Below are 23,528 nucleotides of genomic sequence, written 5' to 3'. Positions count from 1 at the left end.
GCGCCCGCATGATCGTCGTCACCGCCCCCACCGGGAACATCGGCAGCCGCGTCCTCGCCGAGGTCGCCGACGGTTCCCGCCCTGTCCGCGCGATCGTGCGCGATCCCGCGAAACTGCCCGTTGACCTGCGCGAACGCGTCGAAGTCCACGTTGGTTCGCACCGCGATCCCGAAGTCCTCGACCGCGCTTTCGCCGGCGCGGACACCGTGTTCTGGCTCGTCCCGCCCGACCGGCGAGCGGCGAGCGCCGACGAGGCCTACTCCGGCTTCGCCCGTCCCGCCGTCGAAGCGATCCGCACCCACGGCGTGCGCCGAGTGGTGTCGGTCAGCGCGCTCGGCCGCGGCACCGCCTCCGCGGAACGGGCCGGGCACGTCACCGCCACGCTCGCGATGGACGATCTCATCGCCGGCACCGGGGTCGCCTTCCGCGCGCTGGCGAATCCGACCTTCATGGACAATCGGCTGCGCCAAGCCGCGACGATCAAAGAACAGGGCGCGTTCTACGACGTCCTGCCGCCCGACTACGCCGTCCCGCTCGTCTGCACGCGAGACATCGCCGCGGTCGCTTCCCGGCTGCTGCTCGATCCTTTGTGGACCGGCCGGGACGACGTCCCGGTGCTCGGCCCGGAGGACCTTTCGCCGAACCAGGAAGCGGAGATCATGAGCGAGGTGCTCGGGATTTCGGTCAAATACCAGCAAATCCCGGTGTCCGCGCTCGGCGCGCAGGTCCGCGCGGCCGGGCATTCCGAAGCGATGGCACAGTCCATGATGGACATGGCGACCGCGAAGCTGAACCATCTGGACGAGGGCGTGGCCCGCACTCCGCAGCATGCCGCGGAGACGCCGACGACGTTCCGGCAGTGGTGCGAGGAAGTCCTCAAGCCCGCGCTGAACCAGGCTTGACCCGGCCCCGGGAGCGCCGAAGTCTCTCGGTGCTCCCCTGCTCGCGGACAGCCGGGCGTCCGTTCGCGGCACTCGGTCGCCGACACCCGCGCGCGGCATCCAATCCCAGGATCCGGTCCCCGCTCCGCGCTCGGGCCGGAGATTCAATGGCACTCAGTGCACTTCACTTGCCAACCGGCTAGCAGCGTCACCGGGCTTCGGCCTCGCGCAGCGCGGCGCCGATCCGGGTCACCACCTCGTGCAACGGCGTCGCCGTGCTGAGCACCGCCACCACCGTGCCCGGCTCCGGCTCGGCCGAAGGCTTCCCGCCGGACGTCCGGAACGCGTCCGCGACCAGGGTGAACGCCTCCGTCGCGGCGGCCTCGATGTCGTCCCGGCCGCCGCTGCGCAGCCAGCGCCGCAGGACGTGGTTGTTGGCCGCCGCGATCGCGGCCGCGGCCACCGCGGCGCGGAGAGTCGCCGACTCGTCGCCGGCCGCGGCGAACCGGTCTTGGAGATAGCGGGCGAGGACGCGCTGGTAGCGGTCGACCGTCGCGACTTCCTTGTCCCGCAACGAGGGCACCGTGCGCGTGAGGGTGAACCGCTTGAGCGAGACGTCCAGCTCCGCGGCGTAGGACTCCAGCACGAGCGACACCGCCGCGGTCGCCACCTCGATCGGGTCGCGTGCCGGGTCGGCGGTCTCGAAGACCTGCTCCATCTCGGCGACGATCTCGTCGTGGTTGGCGAAGAGGACGTCGTCCTTGCTGTCGAAGTACCGGAAAAACGTCCGCCGCCCGACGCCCGCCGCCGCGGCGATGTCGTCGATGGTCGTCGCCTCGTACCCGTTGGCGGCGAAGAGGTCCACGGCAGCGGTGGCGAGCGCACGACGCAACTGCCGCCGCCCGGCCGGCGTGGCCCCGACCCGGGTGCGCGGCGTCTCGGTCATCCCCGAACGGTAGCAGCCCGGCTTGCTAGTGGCACTGAGTGCCGTTAGCATGGAGGGACCCCATGCGAGCGGAAGGCGTCGACGATGACTCTCGACCAGCAACTGCGGCCCGACCAGCACACCGGCCCCGACCCGGCGGACGCGTATTACGGCGGGGTGTTCGGCTGGTCCGTCCGGCGGCAGGGGCCGCGCCTGTTCCTGGCCTTGGAAAACGGGCTGTGCGCGGTGACCCTGCCGAAACTCACGTCGGGCCCGGTGCGCCACCACCTGGCCGCCCTGGGCTGCGAAGGCCCGTCCCTGATCCTCCCGACCCAGCACGGCCCGCGCCTGGCAATCCTCGCCGAAACCGACGGCGAACTCCTCCTGCGCGGCACCCTGCCGCCCGACGTAACAGTCCTGGACAGCGGCGCCCTCCTCCCGCTGCCGACCGGCCAGCAAGCCCCCGGCCTGGGCCCGGAATGGCTGACCGCGCCAGACCCGAGGCACCGCTGGCTGCCGAGCGTGAGCGCAGTCCTGGCCGGGGTGCGGCTGCGTCCCTGACCCGCCTCCGCACGCCTGGGCTTCGGTTCTGCCTCGCCAGACACTGACACCACTGGCTGCCCAGCGTGGAGGCAGTACTCGCGGGTGCGGCTGCGCCCCTAACCCAACCGCCGGGGGCATCGCTTCCGCCATACCCGACCTAGGACGCCGCTGGCCGCCCAGCGGGAGCGCAGTACTTGCCGGAGCGCGGTCGCGCCCCTAACCCCAACCCCGCGCGCCTGAGCCTTGGTTTTGCCCGAGCCAGGCCGTTTCACGATCGCCGTGTCTCGGCTCTCATTTTTGCGCGCCACCGATTCCGGGCTTCCGCTTCATGGCAGGCAGAGTCCGTGAGGGTTCCCCCCACGACCAGACCCAGCGCGACGCGGCCAACGCCACATCCGGCGCACCCAAAGCGACCTGAGGCGCAGGCATGCAAAGTCCGTTCCGAGTGCGGTGCGCCGGGACCGAACAGGATCGGTTCCTCATCGCCGAGCGCGGTTCGAAGCCGCAGGACCTCAGCGACTACCGCCCAGCCACCCGCCACTAGTGCACGCCACGCGCCCAACACCACACCAGATCGCGCACCCGGCACCGGGAAACCCGACGCGCCAGACCCCCAAGCCCCACGCCCGCCCAACCAACCGCAGCCGCTGCACCCAACGATCGAGGCACCCAGCCCCTCCCCCGCACCAAACCACCCGAGCCGCGCACCCACCCCATAACCGCAGCCACTGCACCCACCCCTCGAGGCACCCAGCCCCACCCCCGCACCCCGATACGAAGCCTCCCTGCGGTCTTGGGGTGCTTGTCAAGGCACGCTTTCCCGCCTTGACAAGCACCCCAAGACCGTCAGCACAATCAAACTTCGGGGTGCCCCACGCCACCCCTCAAAAGCAATGTCGCCCGCCAGGGCGACGAGCCGAACACAGACCCCTCAAACAGCCACACACAGCGCCGCCGAAGCCGCCCCCACCATCCCGTCAACCTCCCCCATCAACCGCTCGATCTCGCCCCACCACCGCGCATCCCGTCCCGCGTCCGGAATCAACGACGTCCCCACCAGCAACAGCAACGTGTCGACCTCGTAAGCCCGATCCGCCAACCGCAACAACGGCACCGGATCCCCGCCCGGCTCCCCCGCCGCGAACCGGCAAGCCGCGTGCCCCAGCTCGCGGCACACCTTCCGCAGCCGTTCCCGCACCTCGTCCGCCCGGGGATCCGCCCGCGGGCCGCCGGTCCGGATATTCCACGCCACCGAAAGCAGGCAGCGTCCGGCATCGTCCATCGCCGTGTTCGTCACCGGGCGAGTCTGGAAGCACCCTCCCCGCCGCGGGTGACCCGACACGCTCAGCTCACCGCATCGAGTGAAGCAACCGCACAGTCGCGTCGAGCGGCAGCCGGTCGTCCGCGGCGCGCGCGAGGAAATCCTTGATCCGCTGCCCGTCCGGAGTCAGCGAGTCCACGTCGTTGACCTCCGCGCTCGCCGCCTCCAACGTGCCCAGGCCAGCGTTGTGGTGCGCGTCGCGAACCGCGTTCCGCAGCACCGCCAATTCCGCCGCCGACGGACCCCGCTTCTCCGCTCGCAACCGCTCGACGATCCGGAGCACCTGCGGCGAGTGCGCGGCCAGCGCCTGCCGTCCGGCGAACGACGCGACCATCCGCGGCGTCGCCCGCGTCTCGGCCGGGCGCGGTTGCGCCTGGACCTCCTCGCCGACCACCCGCAGACTCTCCAGCGCCGCGGCACGCCGACGTTCGCTCTCGCGCACGCGCGCGAGAGGATCCTTCCGCCGGGACGCCGCGATCGACCGGGCCTCGGCTCGGGCGCGCTCGCCCACGTCGGTCAACCGCGAGCGCCGTTGATACGTGCCCTCGTCCACGACCTGCTTGCGCCGGTTCGCCAGCCAAGCCTCGAACGTCTGCCCGCGCCGCGGCGGTTCGCGCACCTCGTTCAGGTCCGCGGCGGACTCGTCGGCGAACCAGGCCTTCATCCGCGAGCGCAGGAAGTCCCCCGGCTTCTCGCCGGACCGGCGCGGCCGCTGCCGGGTCCCGTCCGGCAGCGCGCTCATCGCGATCAGCAGCGCGTCCGGGCAGTATCCGCGGGAATACCAGAACTCCAGCTGCCGCTCGACGTCGTCGCGTTCCTCCCGGGTCAGCCGCTCGGACACCCAGCCCATGCGGCGCACCAGCACGCCCGTCGCCTGGGCGCGTTCGCGCGCGTCGGCGGGCACGACTGTCGACGGCCACTCCTGATCCGCGATCCGCACCGTGCCCCACCTCCTTGCCAACGACGCCTACGTTATCCCGCCCCACCGACAATTACGCGGGCCGCCGCAGCACCGCGACCGTGTTCGCCGCCACGATCACCCCGATCGCCGCCCACGCGACCGCGTCCAGCCGCTGGTCCAGCACCACGAGCCCGACCAGCGCGGCCATCACCGGGTTGACGCTCATGAACGCCCCGAAGAACTGCGCCGGCACCCGCCGCAACGCGACCAGGTCCACGAGAAACGGCAGCGCCGACGACAGCAGCCCGGCAGTGAGCGCCGCCCCGAGCGCGCCGGCAGTCGGCGGGTGCTGCAGCATCGCGAACAACCCGATCGGCACGTACAGCAGGCCGGACACCCCGGCCGCGGCGGCCGAACCGGCAGCCCCGGGCAGGCGACGGCCGACCGTCCGGTTCAGCAGGATGTAGCAAGCCCAGCAGGACGCGGCGAGCAGTGCGAGACCGATCCCGAGGTAGTCGGTGCTCGGCTGCGGCCGCGTCAGCGCACCGACCGCGACCGCGGCGGCCACGGCGCACGCCAAGTCCGTCCGGCGGCGCGAGCCGGCCAGCGCGATCGTCAGCGGGCCGAGGAATTCCAGCGTCACGGCCAGTCCCAGGCCGATCCGGTCGATCGCGGTGTAGAGCGAGAGGTTCATCGTCGCGAACACGGCGGCCAGGCCGAGCACCGGCCGCCACTGCCGCGCGGTGAACGTCCGCAAGCGCGGCCGTCCGACCGCCAGCAGCACCGCCGCCGCCACCCACTGGCGGACCGCCACCACGCCCGGCGGGCCGAGCACCGGGAAGGCGAGCGCCGCGGTCGCCGCGCCGACCTGGTTGGAAAGCGCGCTTCCGAGCAGCATCGCGGCACCGGTCGCCCGGGCGTCGTCCCGCGTACGCGGAGCCAGTTCCGTAGTCGCCATGCGGTCGAGCATGCGTCGGGGCGATTCATGCGCAAAATGCATTGACCGCATCAGCGATACGCTGGACGCATGGATCTGGAGCTGCGTCAGCTGCGTTGCCTCGTGACGATCGTGGACGCCGGCACGTTCACCGACGCCGCGCTCGAACTCGGCGTCTCGCAGGCGGCCGTGTCCCGGAATCTGGCGTCGCTGGAACGGGTTCTCGGCGTGCAGCTGCTGCATCGCACCAGCCGGAGCCTCGAGCCCACGACAGCAGGCGTGCAGGTGCTCGCCCGCGCCCGGCACCTGCTCGCCGAGGCCGACGACCTCGTCCGCGAAGCGACCACTGGCCACACCCGGCTGCGGATCGGCCACGCGTGGTCGGCGATGGGCAAGCACACCGCGGAATTCCAGCGTCGCTGGGCCGCGCGGTACCCGGACGTCGAATTGCTCCTCGTGCGCGCCAACACCGCGACCGCCGGGCTGGCGGAAGGACTGGCCGACCTCGCGGTGGTCCGGCATCAGGTGCCGTCGGCCAAGTTCGCGCACGCGACGGTCGGCCACGAGGACCGCTACTGCGCCATGGCCGTCGACGACCCGCTCGCCAGCCGCCGCACCGTCACGCTCGCCGATCTCGCGTCGAGGCTGCTAGTGGTCGATCCGCGCACTGGCACCACTTCTGCCGAGCTGTGGCCGCCGGAAGCGCGGCCGCGGATCGAAGTCACGCACGACGTCGACGACTGGCTCGCTGCCATCACCACGGGCCGCTGCGTCGGCGTCACCCCGCATTCGACGGTGACGCAGTACCGCCGCGACGGCATCGTGTACCGCCGGGTCCGCGACGCCCCGCCGGTGCCGGTCCAGTTCGCCTGGCGCGCCCACGATCCGCACCCGGCCACGCACGCCGCCGTGGCCTTGCTGGGCGAGCTGTACCGCACGCTGCCGAAAACCTCCGCCGCGCGCCGGCGTTAGTCCACTGTGGATCTTGAAACCGGGCGCGATCATTTTCCGTTGACGCGGCGGCGCGGGGCGGCGATGATGAAGCCGTCCAGCCACGAAAGGATCCACGGAATGCCGCGTCGCAACGAATGCATGCACCTGTCGGGCGTTCCCGGCTCCGCGCCATGACGTGGCCTGCCACGCCGTGAGCGAGGAGCCGCCCGCCGGAACGCCGGCCGGGCGGCTTTTGCGTTCACGGCCCATCACGACTGCCGAAAGGAGGTGCCCGTCGCCATGGGAGTCCTGGTTCTCAACGCCGGCTACGAGCCCCTGCACACCGTCTCGCTCCCCCATGCCATCCGGATGCTGGTCCGCCAGGTCGCGGTCGTCCACGAAAGCGACGGGCCGGACCTCGGCGTCTTCCCGCGGCCGAAGGTGGTGCGGCTGCTGCGCTACGTCGTGATGAAGTGGCGCTATTCCGGGCCGCCGCGCTGGTCGCGTGCCGGCGTGCTGCGGCGCGACCGGCACACGTGCGCCTACTGCGGGCGCCGGGCCACCACGGTCGACCACATCACCCCGGTTTCGCGCGGCGGCGCGCGCACGAGCTGGCTCAACACCGTCGCCGCCTGCGGTGGATCGGCGCGCAGCTGCAACGCGCGCAAGGCCGACCGCACGCCCGCGGAAGCCGGGCTCACGCTGCGCTTCCCGCCGCGCGTGCCGCGCTGGGAGGAGCTGCATCCGCTGACCGGACTGTCCACTTGAGACTCGCGCTAGGCTGGACTCCGTGAAGGGCTTGCTGCTCCGGTTGTCGGCGGTCGATTCCGGCGCGGAAACGGCGGTGCGGGTCATCGCGTATTTCGACGAGCTGATCGCCCGTCGCGCGACGCTGCCGGATCTGCTGCGCGCCACGGCGTTCCTTGCGGAATGCGTAGCCGGGATTCGCTGTGTCGACGGAACCGTGCTCCGGTACCGGCCGACCGGCGAACCCGGCGGCGACGGCCCGGCACCGCCCGACGCGGTCGTCGTCGACCTCGACGGAGCCGGGCGGGTTTGGCTGGAGCGCGGGGGCGAGCCGGGCCCGCTCGACGACCTGGTACTCGAACGGCTCGCGATCGCGGCGAAGATGCTCAATCCGGTCGAACCGCAGCCCGCCGCGCCGCATCTGGCCGATCCGGCGCTGGTCGAGTTGGTGCTCGGCGAGCAGGCGGCGGACGAGGACCGGACGCGGGCGCTGACGCTGCTCGGCCTGGACACCGCGCGCCCGCTGCGAGTGGTAGCGGTGGCTTCGGGCCCCGGCCGGGACGCCGGAGCGGACGCGGTCGCGCTCGTCGCCCGCGGCAGGCCGCTCGGCGCGCGAGTGGCCGTGGTCGGCGGGGTGGCCGCAGTCGTGCTGCAGCCGCGCGAGGGCCCGGATTCGGTGGTTCCGGCACTCAGCGAGACGTTGGCGTTGCGGGCAAAGGACCGCACGCTTCCCGATGCCGTGCGGGTAGGCGTCGGCGACGCGGTCGACGGCCTCGAAGCCCGGCGCTCGTGGCTGCAGGCCCGGCTGGCCCAGCGATTCGCGGCGACGTCGCGGCCGTTGATCGTGCACGAGGACCTCGGCGCGGTGACGTTGCTGGCGGAGATCCCGGTGGAGCGATTGCGCGCGCAGCCGGACGTGCTGGCGTTGAACGCGCTCGCCGAAAGCGGCGATCTGGAGACGCTGGAAGCCTTCTGCCGCACGGGTTCCCTGCGGCAGGCAGCCGTCGCGCTGCACCGGCACCACAGTTCGGTGGCGGCCCGGCTGGCGCACGTGGAGGACGCGCTGGGATGGTCGCTGGACGACCCGGCGGGACGTTTCCGGGCGCGGCTGGCATTGGTGGCGCGGAGATTGGCGGAATCTGCTTGAGGGGAACACGGGTCGCGAAAACCAGGCCGGGCACGCCGGAATCACCCCCGCGCAGGCGATTCCGGCCGCACCCCAGCCAAGCACGGCCTCAGCCGGCCTCGACCCCCAGCACCCGGGCCAGCACTGCCCGTCGTTCCGCGGCTTCCCGGCGGCTCACCGTCGCGTGCCGGATCACCCCGGAGCCGTGGAAAGTCCCCGGGAACAAGTGCAGTTCCGTAGGCACTCCCGCCGCCAAAAGGCCCTGCGCGTAAGCGATTCCCTCGTCGCGCAGCGGATCGAACTCCATCACCGACACGTACGCCGGCGGCAGTCCCGAGAGATCGTTCGCCCGAGCCGGCGCGGCGTAGACCGGGACGTCCGCGCCGCCGCGTTTGCCGGGGCCGCCCAGGTAGTAGTCCCAGCTCGCCTCGGCGGCGCGCAGGTGCCACAGCGGCGTGTCCGCGAACCGGCGCATGCTGCCGGTCTCCAGGCGGTCGTCCAGTTCCGGCACGGCGAGGAACTGGAACGCGATGGCCGGGCCGCCCCGGTCGCGGGCCAGCAGGGCCAGCGCCGCGGCCAGCCCGCCGCCCGCGCTCACGCCGTAGACGACCACCTTTTCCGGGTCGATGCCCAGTTCGTCCGCGTGCTTGACCGACCATTCGAGCGCCGCGTAGCAGTCCTCCAGCCCGGCCGGGTACGGGTGCTCCGGCGCGAGCCGGTACTCGACCGACACGATCACGACGCCGAGTTCCTTCGCCATTTCGACGTTGCCCGCGTGGTCGACTTCCAAGTCGCCGAGCGCGAAACCGCCGCCGTGGATGTCGAACACCAGCGCCTTCGTCGCGACGCGGTCGGGAGTGTAAATGCGGATCGGGACGTCCGGCGCGCCTTCGGGACCGGGCACCGCCTCGTCGCGCGTGGTGACGCCGGTTTCGTCGACCTCCCCTTGCATCGAGGCGATCAGCTCGGCCATGCCCGCCCGCGCGGCGGCCACGTCGACGAAGTCGACCTCGGGCAGCATCGGGAGCGCGGCGGCGATTTCGGGATCGAACGGATAACTCATCGACGGCCTCCGTCTTCCAGGTGAGGACTCCATCGTGCCGAAATCCCGCACCCGGCGGGCACCGCCACGTGTCGCGTGCCGCGCGGGGCTCGCCCGCCGGATGGCGCGCGCCGGAACCTCAGCGCCCCACCTTCTTCCAGATGACCACGATCCCGGCGACCGCCACCAGCACCGCCCCCAGCACGATCAGTCCTTTCACGAACAGATCGTGCACGAGGTGCCGCAGCATTTCGTCCCCGTCCGCGAGCAGCACGGCGTTCACCGGCCGGACCGCTTCCGGTCCGGGTCCTCGTCCAGCCACCGGGCGGCCTGGCGCACGACCTCGCCGCGCACTCCCCGCGCCCCGCGCCGCTCCATCGCCCGGGCCGCGGATTTCGCCAGCACCGCCGCGCCTTCCCGGACTCGCTCGCCCTTGCCGCGCCGCCGCAGCGAAACGATCAGCGCGAACCCGGCCAGCCCGACGACCACGACGATCGCGGCGATCACGCCGAACCGGATCAGCAGGATGTTCAGCACCGTCTCCACGGCACACCCCTTTCTGTCACACCTGTGATACAAACCGTTTCTATCACGTCTGTGATATAAAAGTCCAGTGCCTAAAGTGGTGGACGGAGAAGAGCGGCGCGCGCACATCGCCGACGCGGTGCTGCGGCTGGCCGCGAAGGACGGGCTGCACGCGGTCTCGCTGCGCGCGGTGGCCGCGGAAGCAGGCCTGAACATCGGGTCGGTGCGGCATTACTTCGACAGCCAGCACGAGCTGATGCGGTTCGCGATGCGCACCACCATCGACCGGACGACCGCCCGACTGGTCGAGCGCCGGGAGAAGATCGGTTCGCTGTCGGACCTTTCGCCGGACGAGGCCGTCGACCAGCTCGCCGAGTTCCTGTCGGAGCTGCTGCCGCTGGACGAGCGGCGGCGCACCGAGGTGACCGTGCTGGTCGAATTCCTGATGGCCGCGCGCGCCGATCCGGGCCTGGACGACCTGGCCCGGGAAGCGGTCCAGGGCACGGTGACGCTGGCCCGGCGCATCCTCGACGCCCAGGCCCGCAGCGGCCGGTTCGAGCCGAAGGACCCCGACGTCGAAGCGCCCCGGCTGGCCGCCCTCCTGGACGGGATCGCGTTCCGCGCGGTGCTGCAGCCGGAACTCACCTCGCCGGGGGAATGCGTCGCCGTCCTTCGCGCGCATCTCGCCGAACTGGTCCGGCCCCTGGGTGACACCCAGGTGTGAGCGGCGCGGCGACCGGGTAACCGCCGGAACTGGAGCGGTTCCAGATCCCCGGGGAGGACTCCGATGCCGGACTCGGCGGCGACGCTGCGGGCGGCTGGCCTGCGCGTCACCAAGCCGCGGCAAGCCGTGCTCGGCTGGCTCGGCGAGCACCCGCACGCGACGGTCGAGGCGATCGTGGCGGGCGTGCGCGAAAGCCTGGGCAGCGTTTCGATCCAAGCGGTCTACGACGTGCTCGCCGCGTGCGGCGAGGCGGGCCTGGTCCGCCGGATCGAGCTGTCCGGGCATCCGGCGAGGTTCGAACGGCGGACCGGCGACAACCACCACCACGTGGTGTGCCGCCGCTGCGGCCGGGCCGAGGACGTCGACTGCGTCCGCGGCGAGGCCCCCTGCCTCACGCCGCACGACCGGCACGGGTACGCCGTCGACGAGGCCGAGATCGTCTTCTGGGGCCTGTGCCCGGACTGCTCCGGCGTTTCCGACCACCACGAGGAGCTCGCGAGATGACCGAAGAACCGAAACCCCCGGCGACCACCACGGACTCCGGGATCCCGGCCGAAAGCGACGAGCATTCGCTCACGCTCGGCCCGGGCGGGCCGATCCTGCTGCAGGACCACTACCTGATCGAGCAGATGGCGCAGTTCAACCGGGAACGGGTGCCGGAGCGGCAGCCGCACGCGAAGGGCAGCGGCGCGTTCGGGCACTTCGAGGTGACCGCCGACGTCAGCCGCTTCACCAAGGCGGCGGTGTTCCAGCCGGGCGCGAAAACCCCGATGGCCGCCCGGTTCTCCACCGTGGCCGGCGAGCGCGGCAGCCCGGACACCTGGCGCGACCCGCGCGGGTTCGCGCTGAAGTTCTACACCCCCGAGGGCAACTACGACCTCGTCGGCAACAACACCCCGGTGTTCTTCATCAAGGACCCGCTGAAATTCCAGCACTTCATCCGGTCGCAGAAACGCCGCGCGGACAGCAACCTGCGCGACCACGACATGCAGTGGGACTTCTGGACGCTGTCCCCCGAATCGGCGCACCAGGTCACCTGGCTGATGGGCGACCGCGGCATCCCGCGCACGTGGCGGCACATGAACGGCTACAGCTCGCACACGTACATGTGGGTCAACGCCGCCGGCGAGAAGTTCTGGGTCAAGTACCACTTCAAGACCGACCAGGGCATCGAGTTCTTCACCCAGCACGAGGCCGACCAGATGGCCTCTGCCGACACCGATTACCACACCCGGGACCTGTTCGAGGCCATCGCGCGCGGCGACTACCCGAGCTGGACGCTGCACGTCCAGGTGATGCCGTTCGAGGACGCGAAGACCTACCGGTTCAATCCGTTCGACCTGACGAAGGTGTGGCCGCACGGCGACTACCCGCTGATCGAGGTCGGCCGGATGACGCTCGACCGCAACCCGACCGACCACCACACCGAGATCGAGCAGGCCGCGTTCGAGCCGAACAACCTGGTGCCCGGCATCGGCCCGAGCCCGGACCGGATGCTGCTGGGCAGGCTGTTCGCCTACGCCGACGCGCACCGGTACCGGATCGGCGCGAACTACAAGCAGCTGCCGGTGAACACGCCGGTCGCGCCGGTGCACAGCTACAGCAAGGACGGCTCGATGCGCTACGCGAAGGTCTCCGACCCGGTGTACGCGCCGAACTCCAAGGGCGGCCCGCGCGCCGACACGGAACGCTACGGCACTCCCGCGGGCTGGCACGCCGACGGCGAGATGGTCCGCTCGGCCTACGTCGACCACGCCGAGGACGACGACTGGGGCCAGGCCGGCACGCTCGTGCGCGAGGTGCTGGACGACGCCGCGCGCGAGCGGCTGGTGGACAACATCGTCGGCCACCTGCTGAACGGCGTGACCGAACCGGTGCTGAAGCGGGCTTTCGAGTACTGGCACAACGTGGACAAGGACCTCGGCGACCGCGTTGAGTCCGGCGTGCGCGCGAAGCAGGACGAGAAGGACCCGAAGGCGGCGGAGCAGGCGAACCCGGCCCGGGAGAGCATGCAGCGCAAGGCCTGAGCTCGACCCTGACGAGCGGCGGCGCCGGCGCGAACCGGCGCCGCCGCTTTGTGTCCTCTGTGGACAGCGGAAAAACCGTGCGGCGATTCGCGGCAGCCTGGGTAGAGTGCGCGGGCATGGGGCATTTGGAGGCCGCGCACCTGCGCTATGTGCTGCCCGACGGGCGTCCGCTGCTCGGCGACGTCTCGTTCCGGGTCGGCGAGGGCGCGGTCGTCGCGTTGGTCGGTCCTAACGGCGCGGGCAAAACCACCTTGCTGCGGCTGCTTTCCGGAGAGCTGAAACCGGACGAGGGCGCGGTCACCGTGTCCGGCGGGCTGGGCGTGATGGCACAGTTCGTCGGGTCGGTCCGCGACGAACGCACCGTGCGCGATCTGCTGGTTTCCGTTGCCCCGCAACGGGTTCGCGACGCCGCCCGAGCGGTCGACGCGGCCGAGGAACGGTTGCTGGAGGTCGACGACGAGGCCGCCCAAATGCGGTACGCGCAGGCGCTCAGCGACTGGGCCGAAGCCCGCGGGTACGAGTTCGAGACGGTCTGGGACATGTGCACGACGGAAGCGCTCGGCGTGCCGTTCGACCGCGCGCGCTGGCGGCTCGTGCGCACGCTCAGCGGCGGCGAGCAGAAACGGCTCGTGCTGGAAGCGTTGCTGCGCGGGCCGGACGAGGTGCTGCTGCTGGACGAGCCGGACAACTACCTCGACGTGCCCGGCAAACGCTGGCTCGAGGCCCGGCTCAAGGAAACCCGCAAGACCGTCCTGTTCGTGTCGCACGACCGCGAACTGCTCGCGCGAGCGGCGGACAAGATCGTGAGCGTCGAACCCGGCGGCGACGGCGCGGACGCTTGGGTGCACGGCGGCGGTTTCGGCACGTATCACGAGGCGCGGCAGGAGCGGTTCGCCCGCTACGACGAACTGCGCCGGCGCTGGGACGAGAAGCATGCCCAGCTCAAACGCCTGGTCCGGGACATGCAGCAGTACGCCGCGCGCAGCGACGAGATGGCGTCGCGGTACAAGGCGGCGCAGACCCGGCTGCGGAAGTTCGAGGAGGCCGGTCCCCCGCCGGAACCGCCGCGGCCGCAGGACATCCGGATGCGGCTGCGCGGCGGCCGCACCGGCGTGCGGGCGGTGACCTGCACGAACCTGGAACTCACCGGGCTGATGAAACCGTTCTCGCTGGAGATCTTCTTCGGCGAGCGCGTCGCGGTGCTCGGCTCGAACGGCTCCGGGAAGTCGCATTTCCTGCGCCTGCTCGCGGGCGGCGACGTCGCGCACACCGGCGAATGGAAAACCGGCGCGCGCGTCGTGCCCGGCCATTTCGCGCAGACGCACGCCCGTCCGGAACTGTCCGGCCGCACTCTCGTCGACGTGCTGTGGACGGAACACTCGGCTGATCGCGGCGCGGCGATGGCCGCCCTGCGCCGGTACGAACTGCACCGCCAGGGCGAGCAGGCCTTCGACCGGTTGTCCGGCGGACAGCAGGCCCGGTTCCAGATCCTGTTGCTGGAACTGGCCGGAACCACCGCGCTGCTGCTGGACGAGCCGACCGACAACCTCGACCTCGAATCGGCCGAGGCACTGCAGGACGGGCTGGAATCGTACGAGGGCACGGTGCTCGCGGTCACCCACGACCGCTGGTTCGCGCGCTCCTTCGACCGGTTCCTGGTCTTCGGCGCGGACGGCGCGGTCCGCGAAACCCCGGAACCGGTCTGGGACGAGCGGCGGGTGGAGCGGGTCCGCTAACCCTTGCGCAGCAAGGCATCCAGCTCGCGCACCAGCTCCCCCGCCCGGCCGCGGCCGCCCGGTGCCGGCGGATATCGCGACAGCACCTGGGCCACCACCGGACCAGCCGCCGGGAGCCGGGGGTTCCTCCCGGCCAACTCGCACGCATGAGCCGCATGCCCGGCCGGACCGAGGATGTGCCACACCTGTGTCGCTTTCGCGAGCGGATGCAGATACGCCGCGCCGGCCGCGGCGACCGCCGCCCGAGCAGCCTCGCTCGCCGCGGCCTGACCGGCGTCACGGGCTTCCTGATACGCCCGTTGCGCCGCCCACGCCGCGTCGCGAATCGCCTTGCCGCGCTTGGCTCCCTCGGCGAACGCCCGAGCCGCCTCGATCGCCTCGCGCGGACGGCGATCATCCGGACGGGCTTGTTCGAAGATCGACAGCACCGGCTCCGCACAAGCCACCGCGTAGGCCGTCACGGCGCGAAGCTCGGACAGGTCGAGTTCGATCTCCGCGGTCATGTGCTTGAACTGTATCGTTGAACCGCCGGTTGGCACTCCTGCCGGCTTCCGGCAGGAGCATGGAGCGAAACCCTCAACCGGGGAAGGACGGCGGTGGACGAGCGGAAGGCGTGGTCGGAAGCCGACAAGGCGGCCTACCGCCGGTTCGTGCGCACCCACCATCCGGACGTCGGCGGCGACCCGGACGAGTTCGCCGCCGGGCTCCGCGCGTTCCAGCACGGCTCGCCCCACGAGATCGCCGCGGGGACCGGATCGGCCCCACGCGGCGAATCTTTGGTGTTCGTCCGCCGCGCTCGAGGGGTGTCCCGGCTGCTGGCGGCCCTTGCCGAGCGCAGGCGGCGGAAGCGCAATCCGCGCGTGCGCTAGCGCGTCACATGCCGCCGGTCAGCGCCTGCAGCCCGAGGCTCGACGCGGCGACCGCGATCCACAGGATGGCCCCCATCAGCAGCGGCCGGTGGCCCGCCTTGCGCAGGTCGGACGGCTTGAGCGCCAGGCCGATCCCGGCGAGCGCCATGGTGATCAGGAAGGTGCCGAGCGTCGAGAGCGGCGCGTGCCACGACTCCGGGATCCAGCCCGCGCTCTCCACCGTGGCGGCGGCCAGGAAGCCGATCAGGAACGGCGGGACCAGGCGGTGCCACGGCATGGCGCGCAAGGAAACCCGGCCGCCGGCCTGCTTGCGCGCGGCGAGCACGGCGAGGAACAGCACGATCGGAATCAGCGTGAGCGTCCGGGTGAGCTTCACGACGATGCCGTACGCACCGGCGTCGCCGCCATAGGCGTAGGAAGCCGCGACGACGGAAGACGTGTCGTTCACCGCGGTTCCGGCCCACAGGCCGAAGGCGTGCGGCGACATCCCCAGCGCGTGTCCGAGGGGCGGGAACAGCAGGACCGCGGCGATGTTGAAGGTGAAGATCGTGCCGAGCGCGTAAGCGATATTGGCTTCCTTCGGCTTCAGCACCGCACTGGTCGCCGCGATCGCGGACGCACCGCAAATGCCGGTGCCGACGCCGATCAGGGTCTGCGTCTCCCCGCGGACGCCGAGCAGCCGGCCGAGCACCCACGCGCCGCCGAGCGCGACCGCGAGCGTGCCGAGCATCACCGGCAGCGACTGCCCGCCGACGTGCACCACCTGCTGGATCGACAGCCCCGTGCCCAGCACGACGATCGACAGCTGGAGCACCGGCCGCGACGCGACGGCGTAGCCCGGGCTGAACCGCCAGCCGCGCAGCCCCGGCACGACCGCCCCGGCGACCGCGCCGAGCAGGATGGCGAGCACCGGCCCGCCGACCACCGGAACGAGCTTCCCTCCGGCCGTCGCGGCCGCCGCGACCAGCAGCGCGACCGCGAGACCCGGCACCGGGCGGGCGAGCTTGGCCCGCCACTGCACCGTCGCGCGGGTCGCTCCCAGCGCCGCGCCGGTCACCGGTTCACTCCTGTGCGCACTCTGGCCTCCTCGCTAATGTACGTACATTTAATCTAAGAGCTGTCCGTACATTTGGCAAGCGGTACTGTTCCCGGCATGGGCGAGGCAGAGCTGGTCCGCACCGGCGGACAGCCCCTGTGGCGGCAGCTGCAGCAGCGGCTCCTGGTGCGCATCCGCGCCGGGGAGTTCGACAGCGCGTTCCCCGGGGAGCTGGCGCTCGCCGAGGAGTACCGCGTCAGCAGGCAGACCGTCCGGCAGGCGCTGCGGGAGCTGCGTGCGGACGGCACGCTCATCGCCGAACGCGGCCGCCAGCCCCGCGTCGCCGCGGCCGCGGAGATCCAGCAGCCGCTCGGCGCGCTCTACAGCCTCTTCGCCGCGGTCGAGGAGTCCGGGCTCGACCAGCACAGCGTCGTGCGCCGGCTCGATGTCCGCGCGGACGCGGTGGTCGCCGAACGGCTGTCGCTGGAGGGCTCCACTCCCCTGCTGTACCTGGAACGGCTGCGGCTGGCCGGAAACGACCCGCTGGCCGTCGACCGGGTGTGGCTGCCCGCCGACCTCGCCCGGCCGCTGCTGGACGCGGATTTCCAGCACACCAGCCTGTACGGCGAACTCCACCGCCGCACCGGCGTCCGGCTCGACCACGGCGAGGAGCAGATCCGCGCCGTCGTGCCGACGCGGGCCGAACGCACCCTGCTGGGCTGCGGCGAAACCGTCGGCGCGTTCTCCATCGGACGCCTCGGCACCAGCGCGGGCAAACGCATCGAATGGCGGCACACCCTGGTCCGCGGCGACCGGTTCGCGCTGACCGCGGAGTTCTCCGGCCGCACCGGGTACCGGCTGGTCACCACGGGGGCACTTGCCGGAACCCGCTGACCCGGCGGTCGCCGGGCCGCTACGCTCCGCACATGTCGATCTTCGCGCGGATTCTGCAGGTCTTCTTCATGGTCGCCGGGCTGGCGAGCATCGGCGTCGGGCTGATCATGGTGCTGATCGCCAAGCCGCACTGGACCTGCGAGGTGTCTCGCAACGAGCCTAATTACACGTCGTGCCTTTCCAGCGATCTCGAATCGTTCACGAGCTATCACCTGTTCTGGTTCGTGCTCGGCCTCGCGCTCGAGATCATGGCCGTCGCGGGCGCGCGCCGAAGGACGGTCGAAAACCTGCTGAGGTCGCTGAATTCGCCGACCCCCGCGCCGACGTATCCCAGTTCGCCGCCGCCCGGCGCGTACCCCGGCTACCCGCAGTACCCAGGGCAGTGAGTCAGCCGATCCGGATTCCCGCCAGCTGCGTGCCCTGCGCGACGAGCGTCCCGGCGCTGTCCCATACGTGGCAGGACTCGTCGACGCGCCCGTCTCCGATCAGGTGAGCGCGGTGCAGCACGCGCACCGGACCGGGAGCCGGGTGCGCCCGCACATAAGCGGTCAGTTCAAGGGTCGGCACCCAGCCGGACGGAGCGATGTCCAGGGTGGCCGGCGGCAGCGCGTCGACCGCGAACAGCAGGCTGACCGGGTCGAACGGCTCGTCGCCGGGAAGCGAAAGCAGGCCGCGCAGTTCGCCGCGGCCGCTGGGCCCGGCAGCGAGCGGACGGTCGAAGCGCACGTCGATTTCGTCCCGGATCGCGATCGGGATGCCGGACGGCAGTTCGGCCTGGCCCCACGGCTCGTCCGAAAACGCGCCGAACTCCGCCTGCGGCACACCGTCCTGCCAGAACGGCTCGGCCTCGCCGAGGACGCCCAGCGTCAGCAGAGCCTCGACCTGCGGCACGCCGTCCTTGAGCAGCCGTCCGCGCAACTGGGTCGCGGTCCGGCCGGTGCGCAGCACCTCGACCTCGATCTCCGCCGGGCCCGGTTCGGGCGAGCGCAGGTAGTGCGCACTGGCGGCGAGCACGTCCGGATGCCCGGAAACGACAGTCGCGGCGCGGGCGATGGTCGCCAGCAGGTAACCGCCGTTCGGACGGCCGCCGATCGTCCACGCCGGGCTGAGATCGACGCTGAACTCGCTGTCCGAGCGCTGTTTGACCGCCGACACCGCGGCGAAGGTGGTCGTGCTCACGGGTCCCTCCAGGTGAGTTGCTTCCCGCAACCTACCTGCTAGGCCGTCCGGGCGTCCCCGGCACTGAGACGCACGCCACCCGTTCCGCGAAATTCCCGGCAAGATGTCCGCGGGGCGTGTCGAGGACCGCGCGCGGGTTCCGTTCCCTTGGTGAGCCCGCCCGGAAGCGGCGAGCCGGACACTGGAGGAACGCGATGCCGAAGTACATGCTGCTGCAGACCTACGCCCACGGCGAAGACTGCGACCTGCCGCTGCCGGAGTGGGCGCCGGAGGACATCCGCGCGCACATCCAGTTCCAGCACGTGCTCAACGCCGAGCTGACCGAGGCCGGGGAACTCGTCGAGGCGGAGGGGCTGGCCGGGCCGGAAGCGGCGAAGACCGTGGTCGCGGACGGCAAGGGCGGCGCGGTGGTCACCGACGGGCCGTTCCCGGAGGGCAAGGAGCTGCTCGCCGGGTACCGCGTGGTCGACGTCGAATCGGAGGCGCGGGCGCTGGAGATCGCGACGCGGGTCTCGGCCGCGCCGGGGCCCGGCGGCGCACCGCTGCGGGTGCCGATCGAGGTGCGCCAGGTCATGAGCGCGCCGGCCGTCTGATGTCGGAGCGGGAGGTCGAGGGCCTGGTGCGCACGCTCGCGCCTCAGGTCCTCGCCGTGCTCGCGCGCCGGTCCGGCGACTTCGGCGCGGCCGAGGACGCGACGCAGGAAGCTCTTCTCGCCGCCGTGCAGCACTGGCCGGGGGAAGGGATCCCGGAGAATCCGCGCGGCTGGCTGCTCCAGACCGCCAGCCGCCGGCTCATCGACAGCTTCCGCAGCGACCAGGCCCGGCGGCGGCGCGAAGACACCGTCGCCGCCGAGCCTTCGAGCGGCGAGGTGCCGGACGAAGACGACACGCTGACGCTGTTGTTCCTGTGCGCGCACCCGTCGCTGACCACGGCGTCGGCGATCGCGCTGACGTTGCGGGCCGTCGGCGGGCTGACGACCGCGGAGATCGCCAGCGCGTTTCTCGTGCCGGAAACCACGATGGCGCAACGGATCAGCCGGGCGAAGGCCAAGATCAAGAAGTCCGGCCTTCCGTTCCGGATGCCCGCTTCGGACGAGCGGCAGGCGCGGCTTCGGTCCGTGCTGCATGTGCTGTATCTCGTGTTCAACGAGGGATACACGAGCAGCGGAGGCCGCCGCCTGCACCGGACCGAACTGTCCGCCGAGGCGATCCGGCTCGCCCGGCTGCTGCACGCCGCGCTTCCGGAAGACGGCGAAGCGGCCGGCTTGCTCGCGCTGATGCTGCTCACCGACGCCCGCCGGCCGGCCCGCACCGGACCGGACGGCGACCTCGTCCCGCTCGCCGACCAGGACCGGTCGTTGTGGGACCGTGCGCTGATCCGGGAAGGCGTCGCGCTGATCACCGCCGCCCTGACCCGCGACGGCCTCGGCGAATACCGCCTGCAAGCCGCGATCGCCGCGACGCACGACATCGCGTTGCGCGCCGAAGACACCGATTGGCCGCGCGTGCTCACGCTGTACACGCGGCTTGAGGCCCTGACGGGCAATCCGGTCGTCACGCTCAACCGCGCGATCGCGACGGCGATGGTGCGCGGACCGGACGCCGGGCTCGCCATGCTGGCCGGGCTCGACGACCGGCTCCCCGGCCACCACCGCCTCGCCGCCGCCCGCGCGCACCTGCTCGAACTGGCCGGCGACCGCGAGGCTGCCATCAGGCACTACACTGCGGCCGCCGCCCGCACCGGAAACACCGCCGAACAGCGCTATCTGACCCTGCGCGCGGCCCGGCTCCGCGCCAGCCATTCCACACATCGCTCGCCGATCGGCACCGAGTAGTATCAGCACACTTCACGAGCGGAGCGCACTATGGCGAGCAGCGAAGACGCCCGTCGCCGGACCGGGTACGACGTCACCGAGACGACCGTCGACGACGTGCTCTCCGCCTTGCGCAACGCCGAACCGCCCAGGCCGGACGGCGGGGTCGTCTGGTGGCTGTACGCGGGCCGGAAGCCGCGGACGCCGTACCTGGTCGCCGGGTTGCGCGGCACCCGAGGCAGCCTGGCGTGGCACGAAAACGGCCAGACCTTCCTGCCCGCGGACGGCGCGGGCGAGGAGCCGGTCGACTACTTCAGCCTGCAGGGAGCGCACTTCCCGCAGCCCGCCGGGAGCGAGGTTTCCGCCGACGAAGTGCTGCGCGCGGTGCGCGAACTGTGCGAGTCGCTGACCCGGCCTGCCTGCGTTTCCTGGAAGCCCGCGTAACTTCTGTCCACATCGGACTCGTTCATCGCGACGCGAAGTCGCCCTGGTGCGCCCTCGCCCACTCCCGGAATGACGTCGCTCGCCCGACGAACCGTTCCACCGTGTTGTTCACCGGCGCCACCCGGCCCGCCGCTGCCTCCTGCACATCCATCAGGTGCTCCAGGACCGCCGCGGGCATCCACTCCGGGCGCCGGGCACGCGCTTCACTCCGCGTTTCGGCCACCACTTCGATCGAACGACCCAACTCCTCCGCAAGGGTCTCCACCACCGCACGCTGCGTCATCGATTCCGGCCCGGTCACCGCCAGCTGCCGCCCCGGGTAGCAACGCTCCGTGAGCAGCTTCGCGGCAACCGCGGCCACGTCTTCCTCCGCGGTCGGCGTGAACTGCGCCTCCGGGGAGAAGAGCCGCACCGGCTCGCCGGCCCGGATCGCCGCGCCCCAGTCGCGCCGGGTGTTGCCCGCCAGCCAACCCGGGTACAGCACCGTGTACGGCAGTCCGGACTCCGCCACCGCCGTTTCCGCGGGCAGGTGCCCGAGCCGGATCGGATTGTCCGCGGGCCCTTCGTAGACGTCCGGCGACGACAGCAGGACCACGTACGAAACTCGAGCTTTACGCGCAGCGGCAAGGAAATGCGTCGCACCGCTCGGCCGCGTCGGATACAGGAAGAGCGCGTCCACGCCGCGAAGTACGTCCTCGAACCCGCTCTCGGCCGTGAGATCCAGCGACACTGCGTCCGGCAAATCCAGCGCGGCCGCGTCGCGCGCCGACCCGCGCACCTCGTGCCCGCCCTCGCGGAGCATCCGGACGACCTCGCTCCCGACATTCCCGCGCGCCCCCGTGACCAGGATGGTCATCCGCACACTTCCTTTGCTGGTAAATTAACTTTGTTAGCAAAGCTATATCCGTGACTCCTCGCTGTCAACTGGCCGCCTCCGGTACACGACCGGGCGAGATCGTTGTATGGATCGTGTACGGACCCCTCCGAGACTCCGGCAGTTCGATCCGGACGAGTGAAGGGAGATCCGTCGTGGTCGGGAATGTGACGGTCCGGCGCACGGTTGCCGCACTGCTCGCCGCGGGGGCGGTCACCGCAGTCGCGACGCCCGTGAGCGCTGCCGAGACCTCCGCTGCCTGGCGAGCCGATCTGTCCTCAGTAGACAGTGACGACGTCAATGTCGCCGCGGCCGGCGGCACGCTCACGCTGCGAGACGCCACGTGGAGACCCGCCGACCGAGCGGCGGGCACCGAGGGCTACCTGCTCTCCGCCGAACGGCGCCTGGCCGCGCCGGTGAACCGAGTAGCCGCCGACATCTCCGCCGACGCCCCGCAGGGAACGGCGGTGGAAGTCGACGTCCGCGGCCGCTCCGGCACCGACGACTGGACGGAATGGACCCCCGCCGGCACCGCGCTCCCCCGCGCGGTGAGCGTCGTGCAGACGAGGATCACGCTGTCCAGCACCACCGCCGCCCGCCCCACCGTGCGCGACATCGAACTGACCGGTTCCCTTTCCCCGCAGGCGAATGCCATCGCCGCGGCCACCCCGCTCACCTACACCATTTACGCCACCCGCGAAGGCCTCGCCGGCCATACCACCGCCAACGGCCACGTCATCGCGAGCAACGACCACTTCGTCGCGCTGCCGTCCGGGAAAGCCTTGTCGCCCAAGGGAACCGGCAACTACACCGCGCGAGTGTGCAAGACGGACAACAGCCGTTGCGAATACGCGCCGGTCTGGGATGTGGGCCCGTGGAACACCAAGGACGACTACTGGAACCCGCCCTCGGTGCGCGCGGAGTACAAAGACCTGCCCCAGGGCCAGCCCGAGGCGTACGCCGCCTACCACAACAATTACAACGGCGGCCGCGACGACCTCGGGTACAAGGTGGGCAACCCGGCGGGCATCGACCTGGCCGACGGCACCTTCAGCTCGGGCGTCGGCTTGGGGGACAACGGAAACGTGAAGGTCACCTACCTGTGGACGGGCTCCGCCGCGGCCACCGGTCTGGTGCAGACAGCGGGCGACCCGGTGAACGTCCGGTCGGGCGCGCACACGTCCGCGTCGGTGAAGGGCCTGGCGGCCAACTACGCCAAGGTGAACATCGAGTGCTACGTCAACGGGGACACGGTCACCGGGAAGTTCGGGACGAGCAAGATCTGGGACCGCATCGGGCCCGGGCACTACATCTCGGACACCTACGTGAAAACCGGTTCGGACGGGCCGGTGGCGCCGCTCTGCTGAAGTCCTGGGGGTCGCCGGTGCGGGGCCTGGGGCGGGCTCCGCACCGGTTTTCTTCTTGGCCGGTTCTCCTTCGATTAAGCTGGTTCCCGGGCTCTCGCTGGGGATCTTCCAACGGTTTCTGTGCACCCGCTTCGCTCCGGTCGGGCTGGCTGGCTCCGCGGAGCAGCTTCTCGCCGGGGAATTCTCCACCGACTTTTCTTCACCCCCTTCGCCTCCGACGAGCGGGCAGTCTCCTTGGTGCAAGATTTCGCTGGAGACTCCTCACCGGCTGCTCTTCGCCCGTTCCACGCCCGACGAAGGGATATACACCAGGGTGACGTCCTTCGCCGACGACATCGCCGCCCACGCCGGACTCAGGTGAGCCGCGAGACCAACCGCTACCACGTCCTCCGCCGACACCCGCGAACCCGATTCACCTCGGACCCGCGCGAGGCGCGCTCCCCCGCACCGCCCCTCTGACAAGCGACGGCTCCCATCTCCCGCCGCCAGACACCAGACCGCGAACCACGCCGAACTCGTCCAAGCTGCGCCCCGGTACGAACCCTCTGACAAGCGACGGCAACCACCTCCCGCCGCCACAGACCGGACCGCGGACCGCACCCAACTCGTCCAAGCTGAGCTCCCGGGTCTGCCCAGGCTTCGGTTGACACCGGAGCTGACTGTTTCTCAGGCCGCTGCTGCGGT

27 protein-coding genes are annotated in these 23,528 nt (G+C 71.3%); 16 read left to right on the top strand and 11 right to left on the bottom strand.

What is annotated here, in order from left to right; translation table 11 throughout:
• Positions 1–8: 8 nt before the first annotated feature.
• Positions 9–902, top strand: a complete 894-nt coding sequence (locus tag L942_RS28705; protein ID WP_037366477.1) for an NAD(P)H-binding protein — start codon at positions 9–11, stop codon at positions 900–902.
• Positions 903–1,089: 187 nt separating this feature from the next.
• Here the strand turns inward: L942_RS28705 and L942_RS28700 are convergent, their stop codons facing one another.
• On the bottom strand, positions 1,090–1,827 hold the full coding sequence (locus L942_RS28700; RefSeq protein WP_037366475.1) for a TetR family transcriptional regulator: 738 nt from the start codon (positions 1,825–1,827) through the stop codon (positions 1,090–1,092).
• Positions 1,828–1,911: 84 nt separating this feature from the next.
• On the opposite strand from L942_RS28700, the gene L942_RS28695 reads away from it, so the two are divergent.
• Entirely contained in the window at positions 1,912–2,367 is a 456-nt protein-coding gene (locus L942_RS28695) for a hypothetical protein (protein ID WP_037366473.1), read from the top strand.
• 913 nt (positions 2,368–3,280) lie between these two features.
• Here L942_RS28695 and L942_RS28690 read toward each other — a convergent pair.
• Genes L942_RS28690 through L942_RS28680 form a run of 3 tightly spaced genes read right to left on the bottom strand, consistent with a single transcriptional unit; the run spans position 3,281 to position 5,529 of the window.
• On the bottom strand, positions 3,281–3,646 hold the full coding sequence (locus L942_RS28690; protein ID WP_235079450.1) for a hypothetical protein: 366 nt from the start codon (positions 3,644–3,646) through the stop codon (positions 3,281–3,283).
• A 52-nt stretch (positions 3,647–3,698) separates the two neighbouring features.
• Positions 3,699–4,610 carry a hypothetical protein gene (locus L942_RS28685; protein WP_200862953.1) on the bottom strand — a complete coding sequence of 304 codons (912 nt, stop codon included), beginning with the start codon at positions 4,608–4,610 and terminating at the stop codon, positions 3,699–3,701.
• A gap of 52 nt (positions 4,611–4,662) precedes the next feature.
• Complete coding sequence (locus tag L942_RS28680; protein WP_051166322.1) at positions 4,663–5,529, bottom strand: EamA family transporter; 867 nt, start codon at positions 5,527–5,529, stop codon at positions 4,663–4,665.
• Between the two features lie 69 nt (positions 5,530–5,598).
• On the opposite strand from L942_RS28680, the gene L942_RS28675 reads away from it, so the two are divergent.
• The 3 genes from L942_RS28675 (at position 5,599) to L942_RS28665 (ending at position 8,335) form a co-directional block, all read left to right on the top strand.
• Positions 5,599–6,480: a LysR family transcriptional regulator gene (locus tag L942_RS28675; protein ID WP_037366466.1), complete on the top strand. Its 882-nt coding sequence runs from the start codon at positions 5,599–5,601 to the stop codon at positions 6,478–6,480.
• A 261-nt stretch (positions 6,481–6,741) separates the two neighbouring features.
• Positions 6,742–7,209 (top strand): HNH endonuclease, encoded by a 468-nt coding sequence (locus tag L942_RS28670; RefSeq protein ID WP_037366465.1) that lies wholly within the window; start codon positions 6,742–6,744, stop codon positions 7,207–7,209.
• 22 nt (positions 7,210–7,231) lie between these two features.
• Complete coding sequence (locus tag L942_RS28665) at positions 7,232–8,335, top strand: PucR family transcriptional regulator (RefSeq protein WP_037366463.1); 1,104 nt, start codon at positions 7,232–7,234, stop codon at positions 8,333–8,335.
• A gap of 88 nt (positions 8,336–8,423) precedes the next feature.
• Here the strand turns inward: L942_RS28665 and L942_RS28660 are convergent, their stop codons facing one another.
• The 3 genes from L942_RS28660 to L942_RS28650 form a co-directional block, all read right to left on the bottom strand.
• On the bottom strand, positions 8,424–9,377 hold the full coding sequence (locus L942_RS28660) for an alpha/beta hydrolase (protein WP_037366460.1): 954 nt from the start codon (positions 9,375–9,377) through the stop codon (positions 8,424–8,426).
• Positions 9,378–9,495: 118 nt separating this feature from the next.
• Entirely contained in the window at positions 9,496–9,639 is a 144-nt protein-coding gene (locus tag L942_RS28655; RefSeq protein WP_200862952.1) for a hypothetical protein, read from the bottom strand.
• Complete coding sequence (locus L942_RS28650) at positions 9,636–9,902, bottom strand: hypothetical protein (RefSeq protein WP_037366455.1); 267 nt, start codon at positions 9,900–9,902, stop codon at positions 9,636–9,638. The genes L942_RS28655 and L942_RS28650 overlap by 4 nt, the downstream gene beginning before the upstream one ends.
• 67 nt (positions 9,903–9,969) lie before the next feature.
• Here L942_RS28650 and L942_RS28645 point away from each other — a divergent pair, with 67 nt between their 5' ends.
• The 4 genes from L942_RS28645 (at position 9,970) to L942_RS28630 (ending at position 14,368) form a co-directional block, all read left to right on the top strand.
• Complete coding sequence (locus tag L942_RS28645; protein WP_037366449.1) at positions 9,970–10,605, top strand: TetR/AcrR family transcriptional regulator; 636 nt, start codon at positions 9,970–9,972, stop codon at positions 10,603–10,605.
• A 63-nt stretch (positions 10,606–10,668) separates the two neighbouring features.
• Positions 10,669–11,109, top strand: coding sequence for a Fur family transcriptional regulator (locus L942_RS28640; protein WP_037366446.1), 441 nt, complete (start codon positions 10,669–10,671; stop codon positions 11,107–11,109).
• Positions 11,106–12,632, top strand: a complete 1,527-nt coding sequence (locus tag L942_RS28635) for a catalase (protein WP_037366444.1) — start codon at positions 11,106–11,108, stop codon at positions 12,630–12,632. Before L942_RS28640 ends, L942_RS28635 begins: the two co-directional genes overlap by 4 nt.
• A gap of 116 nt (positions 12,633–12,748) precedes the next feature.
• Positions 12,749–14,368, top strand: coding sequence for an ABC-F family ATP-binding cassette domain-containing protein (locus L942_RS28630; protein ID WP_037366441.1), 1,620 nt, complete (start codon positions 12,749–12,751; stop codon positions 14,366–14,368).
• Here L942_RS28630 and L942_RS28625 read toward each other — a convergent pair.
• Positions 14,365–14,871: a putative immunity protein gene (locus tag L942_RS28625; RefSeq protein WP_037366438.1), complete on the bottom strand. Its 507-nt coding sequence runs from the start codon at positions 14,869–14,871 to the stop codon at positions 14,365–14,367. The genes L942_RS28630 and L942_RS28625 overlap by 4 nt on opposite strands.
• A gap of 93 nt (positions 14,872–14,964) precedes the next feature.
• On the opposite strand from L942_RS28625, the gene L942_RS28620 reads away from it, so the two are divergent.
• The gene (locus tag L942_RS28620; protein ID WP_037366435.1) at positions 14,965–15,237 is read left to right on the top strand and encodes a hypothetical protein; all 273 of its coding nucleotides are present in this window, start codon (positions 14,965–14,967) and stop codon (positions 15,235–15,237) included.
• Positions 15,238–15,241: 4 nt separating this feature from the next.
• Here L942_RS28620 and L942_RS28615 read toward each other — a convergent pair whose 3' ends face one another.
• Complete coding sequence (locus tag L942_RS28615) at positions 15,242–16,294, bottom strand: YeiH family protein (protein ID WP_081655274.1); 1,053 nt, start codon at positions 16,292–16,294, stop codon at positions 15,242–15,244.
• A gap of 96 nt (positions 16,295–16,390) precedes the next feature.
• On the opposite strand from L942_RS28615, the gene L942_RS28610 reads away from it, so the two are divergent.
• A complete protein-coding gene (locus L942_RS28610; RefSeq protein ID WP_051166316.1) occupies positions 16,391–17,167 on the top strand; it encodes a GntR family transcriptional regulator in 777 nt (258 codons plus the stop codon).
• A 32-nt stretch (positions 17,168–17,199) separates the two neighbouring features.
• Positions 17,200–17,553: a hypothetical protein gene (locus tag L942_RS28605; RefSeq protein WP_037366432.1), complete on the top strand. Its 354-nt coding sequence runs from the start codon at positions 17,200–17,202 to the stop codon at positions 17,551–17,553.
• A gap of 1 nt (position 17,554) precedes the next feature.
• Here L942_RS28605 and L942_RS28600 read toward each other — a convergent pair whose 3' ends face one another.
• On the bottom strand, positions 17,555–18,346 hold the full coding sequence (locus L942_RS28600) for a thioesterase family protein (protein WP_037366429.1): 792 nt from the start codon (positions 18,344–18,346) through the stop codon (positions 17,555–17,557).
• Positions 18,347–18,540: 194 nt separating this feature from the next.
• Between L942_RS28600 and L942_RS28595 the strand changes: the two genes are divergently transcribed.
• From L942_RS28595 to L942_RS28585, 3 genes are read left to right on the top strand one after another with little or no spacing between them, the layout of a single operon-like run.
• Positions 18,541–18,939, top strand: a complete 399-nt coding sequence (locus tag L942_RS28595) for a YciI family protein (protein WP_037366428.1) — start codon at positions 18,541–18,543, stop codon at positions 18,937–18,939.
• On the top strand, positions 18,939–20,180 hold the full coding sequence (locus tag L942_RS28590; protein WP_037366427.1) for an RNA polymerase sigma factor: 1,242 nt from the start codon (positions 18,939–18,941) through the stop codon (positions 20,178–20,180). The genes L942_RS28595 and L942_RS28590 overlap by 1 nt, the downstream gene beginning before the upstream one ends.
• Positions 20,181–20,210: 30 nt before the next feature.
• Complete coding sequence (locus L942_RS28585) at positions 20,211–20,603, top strand: Imm1 family immunity protein (protein ID WP_037366426.1); 393 nt, start codon at positions 20,211–20,213, stop codon at positions 20,601–20,603.
• Between the two features lie 22 nt (positions 20,604–20,625).
• Here the strand turns inward: L942_RS28585 and L942_RS28580 are convergent, their stop codons facing one another.
• Complete coding sequence (locus L942_RS28580; protein WP_037366424.1) at positions 20,626–21,459, bottom strand: SDR family oxidoreductase; 834 nt, start codon at positions 21,457–21,459, stop codon at positions 20,626–20,628.
• 173 nt (positions 21,460–21,632) lie between these two features.
• Between L942_RS28580 and L942_RS28575 the strand changes: the two genes are divergently transcribed.
• On the top strand, positions 21,633–22,844 hold the full coding sequence (locus tag L942_RS28575) for a hypothetical protein (RefSeq protein WP_037366421.1): 1,212 nt from the start codon (positions 21,633–21,635) through the stop codon (positions 22,842–22,844).
• The last annotated feature ends 684 nt before the right edge of the window (positions 22,845–23,528 follow it).

It is taken from the genome of Amycolatopsis orientalis DSM 43388 (assembly GCF_000411975.1).
GTDB lineage: Bacteria > Actinomycetota > Actinomycetes > Mycobacteriales > Pseudonocardiaceae > Amycolatopsis > Amycolatopsis orientalis_D.
The sequence above is the reverse complement of the archived record's forward strand: the minus strand, read 5'-3'. Positions and strand labels throughout refer to the sequence as shown.

Coding starts and splice junctions, on each gene's coding strand:
- L942_RS28705 (WP_037366477.1), top strand. CDS start 9: ATGATCGTCGTCACCGCCCCCACCGGGAACATCGGCAGCCGCGTCCTC.
- L942_RS28700 (WP_037366475.1), bottom strand. CDS start 1,827: ATGACCGAGACGCCGCGCACCCGGGTCGGGGCCACGCCGGCCGGGCGG.
- L942_RS28695 (WP_037366473.1), top strand. CDS start 1,912: ATGACTCTCGACCAGCAACTGCGGCCCGACCAGCACACCGGCCCCGAC.
- L942_RS28680 (WP_051166322.1), bottom strand. CDS start 5,529: ATGGCGACTACGGAACTGGCTCCGCGTACGCGGGACGACGCCCGGGCG.
- L942_RS28675 (WP_037366466.1), top strand. CDS start 5,599: ATGGATCTGGAGCTGCGTCAGCTGCGTTGCCTCGTGACGATCGTGGAC.
- L942_RS28670 (WP_037366465.1), top strand. CDS start 6,742: ATGGGAGTCCTGGTTCTCAACGCCGGCTACGAGCCCCTGCACACCGTC.
- L942_RS28660 (WP_037366460.1), bottom strand. CDS start 9,377: ATGAGTTATCCGTTCGATCCCGAAATCGCCGCCGCGCTCCCGATGCTG.
- L942_RS28640 (WP_037366446.1), top strand. CDS start 10,669: ATGCCGGACTCGGCGGCGACGCTGCGGGCGGCTGGCCTGCGCGTCACC.
- L942_RS28635 (WP_037366444.1), top strand. CDS start 11,106: ATGACCGAAGAACCGAAACCCCCGGCGACCACCACGGACTCCGGGATC.
- L942_RS28630 (WP_037366441.1), top strand. CDS start 12,749: ATGGGGCATTTGGAGGCCGCGCACCTGCGCTATGTGCTGCCCGACGGG.
- L942_RS28625 (WP_037366438.1), bottom strand. CDS start 14,871: ATGACCGCGGAGATCGAACTCGACCTGTCCGAGCTTCGCGCCGTGACG.
- L942_RS28610 (WP_051166316.1), top strand. CDS start 16,391: ATGGGCGAGGCAGAGCTGGTCCGCACCGGCGGACAGCCCCTGTGGCGG.
- L942_RS28605 (WP_037366432.1), top strand. CDS start 17,200: ATGTCGATCTTCGCGCGGATTCTGCAGGTCTTCTTCATGGTCGCCGGG.
- L942_RS28595 (WP_037366428.1), top strand. CDS start 18,541: ATGCCGAAGTACATGCTGCTGCAGACCTACGCCCACGGCGAAGACTGC.
- L942_RS28590 (WP_037366427.1), top strand. CDS start 18,939: ATGTCGGAGCGGGAGGTCGAGGGCCTGGTGCGCACGCTCGCGCCTCAG.
- L942_RS28585 (WP_037366426.1), top strand. CDS start 20,211: ATGGCGAGCAGCGAAGACGCCCGTCGCCGGACCGGGTACGACGTCACC.
- L942_RS28580 (WP_037366424.1), bottom strand. CDS start 21,459: ATGACCATCCTGGTCACGGGGGCGCGCGGGAATGTCGGGAGCGAGGTC.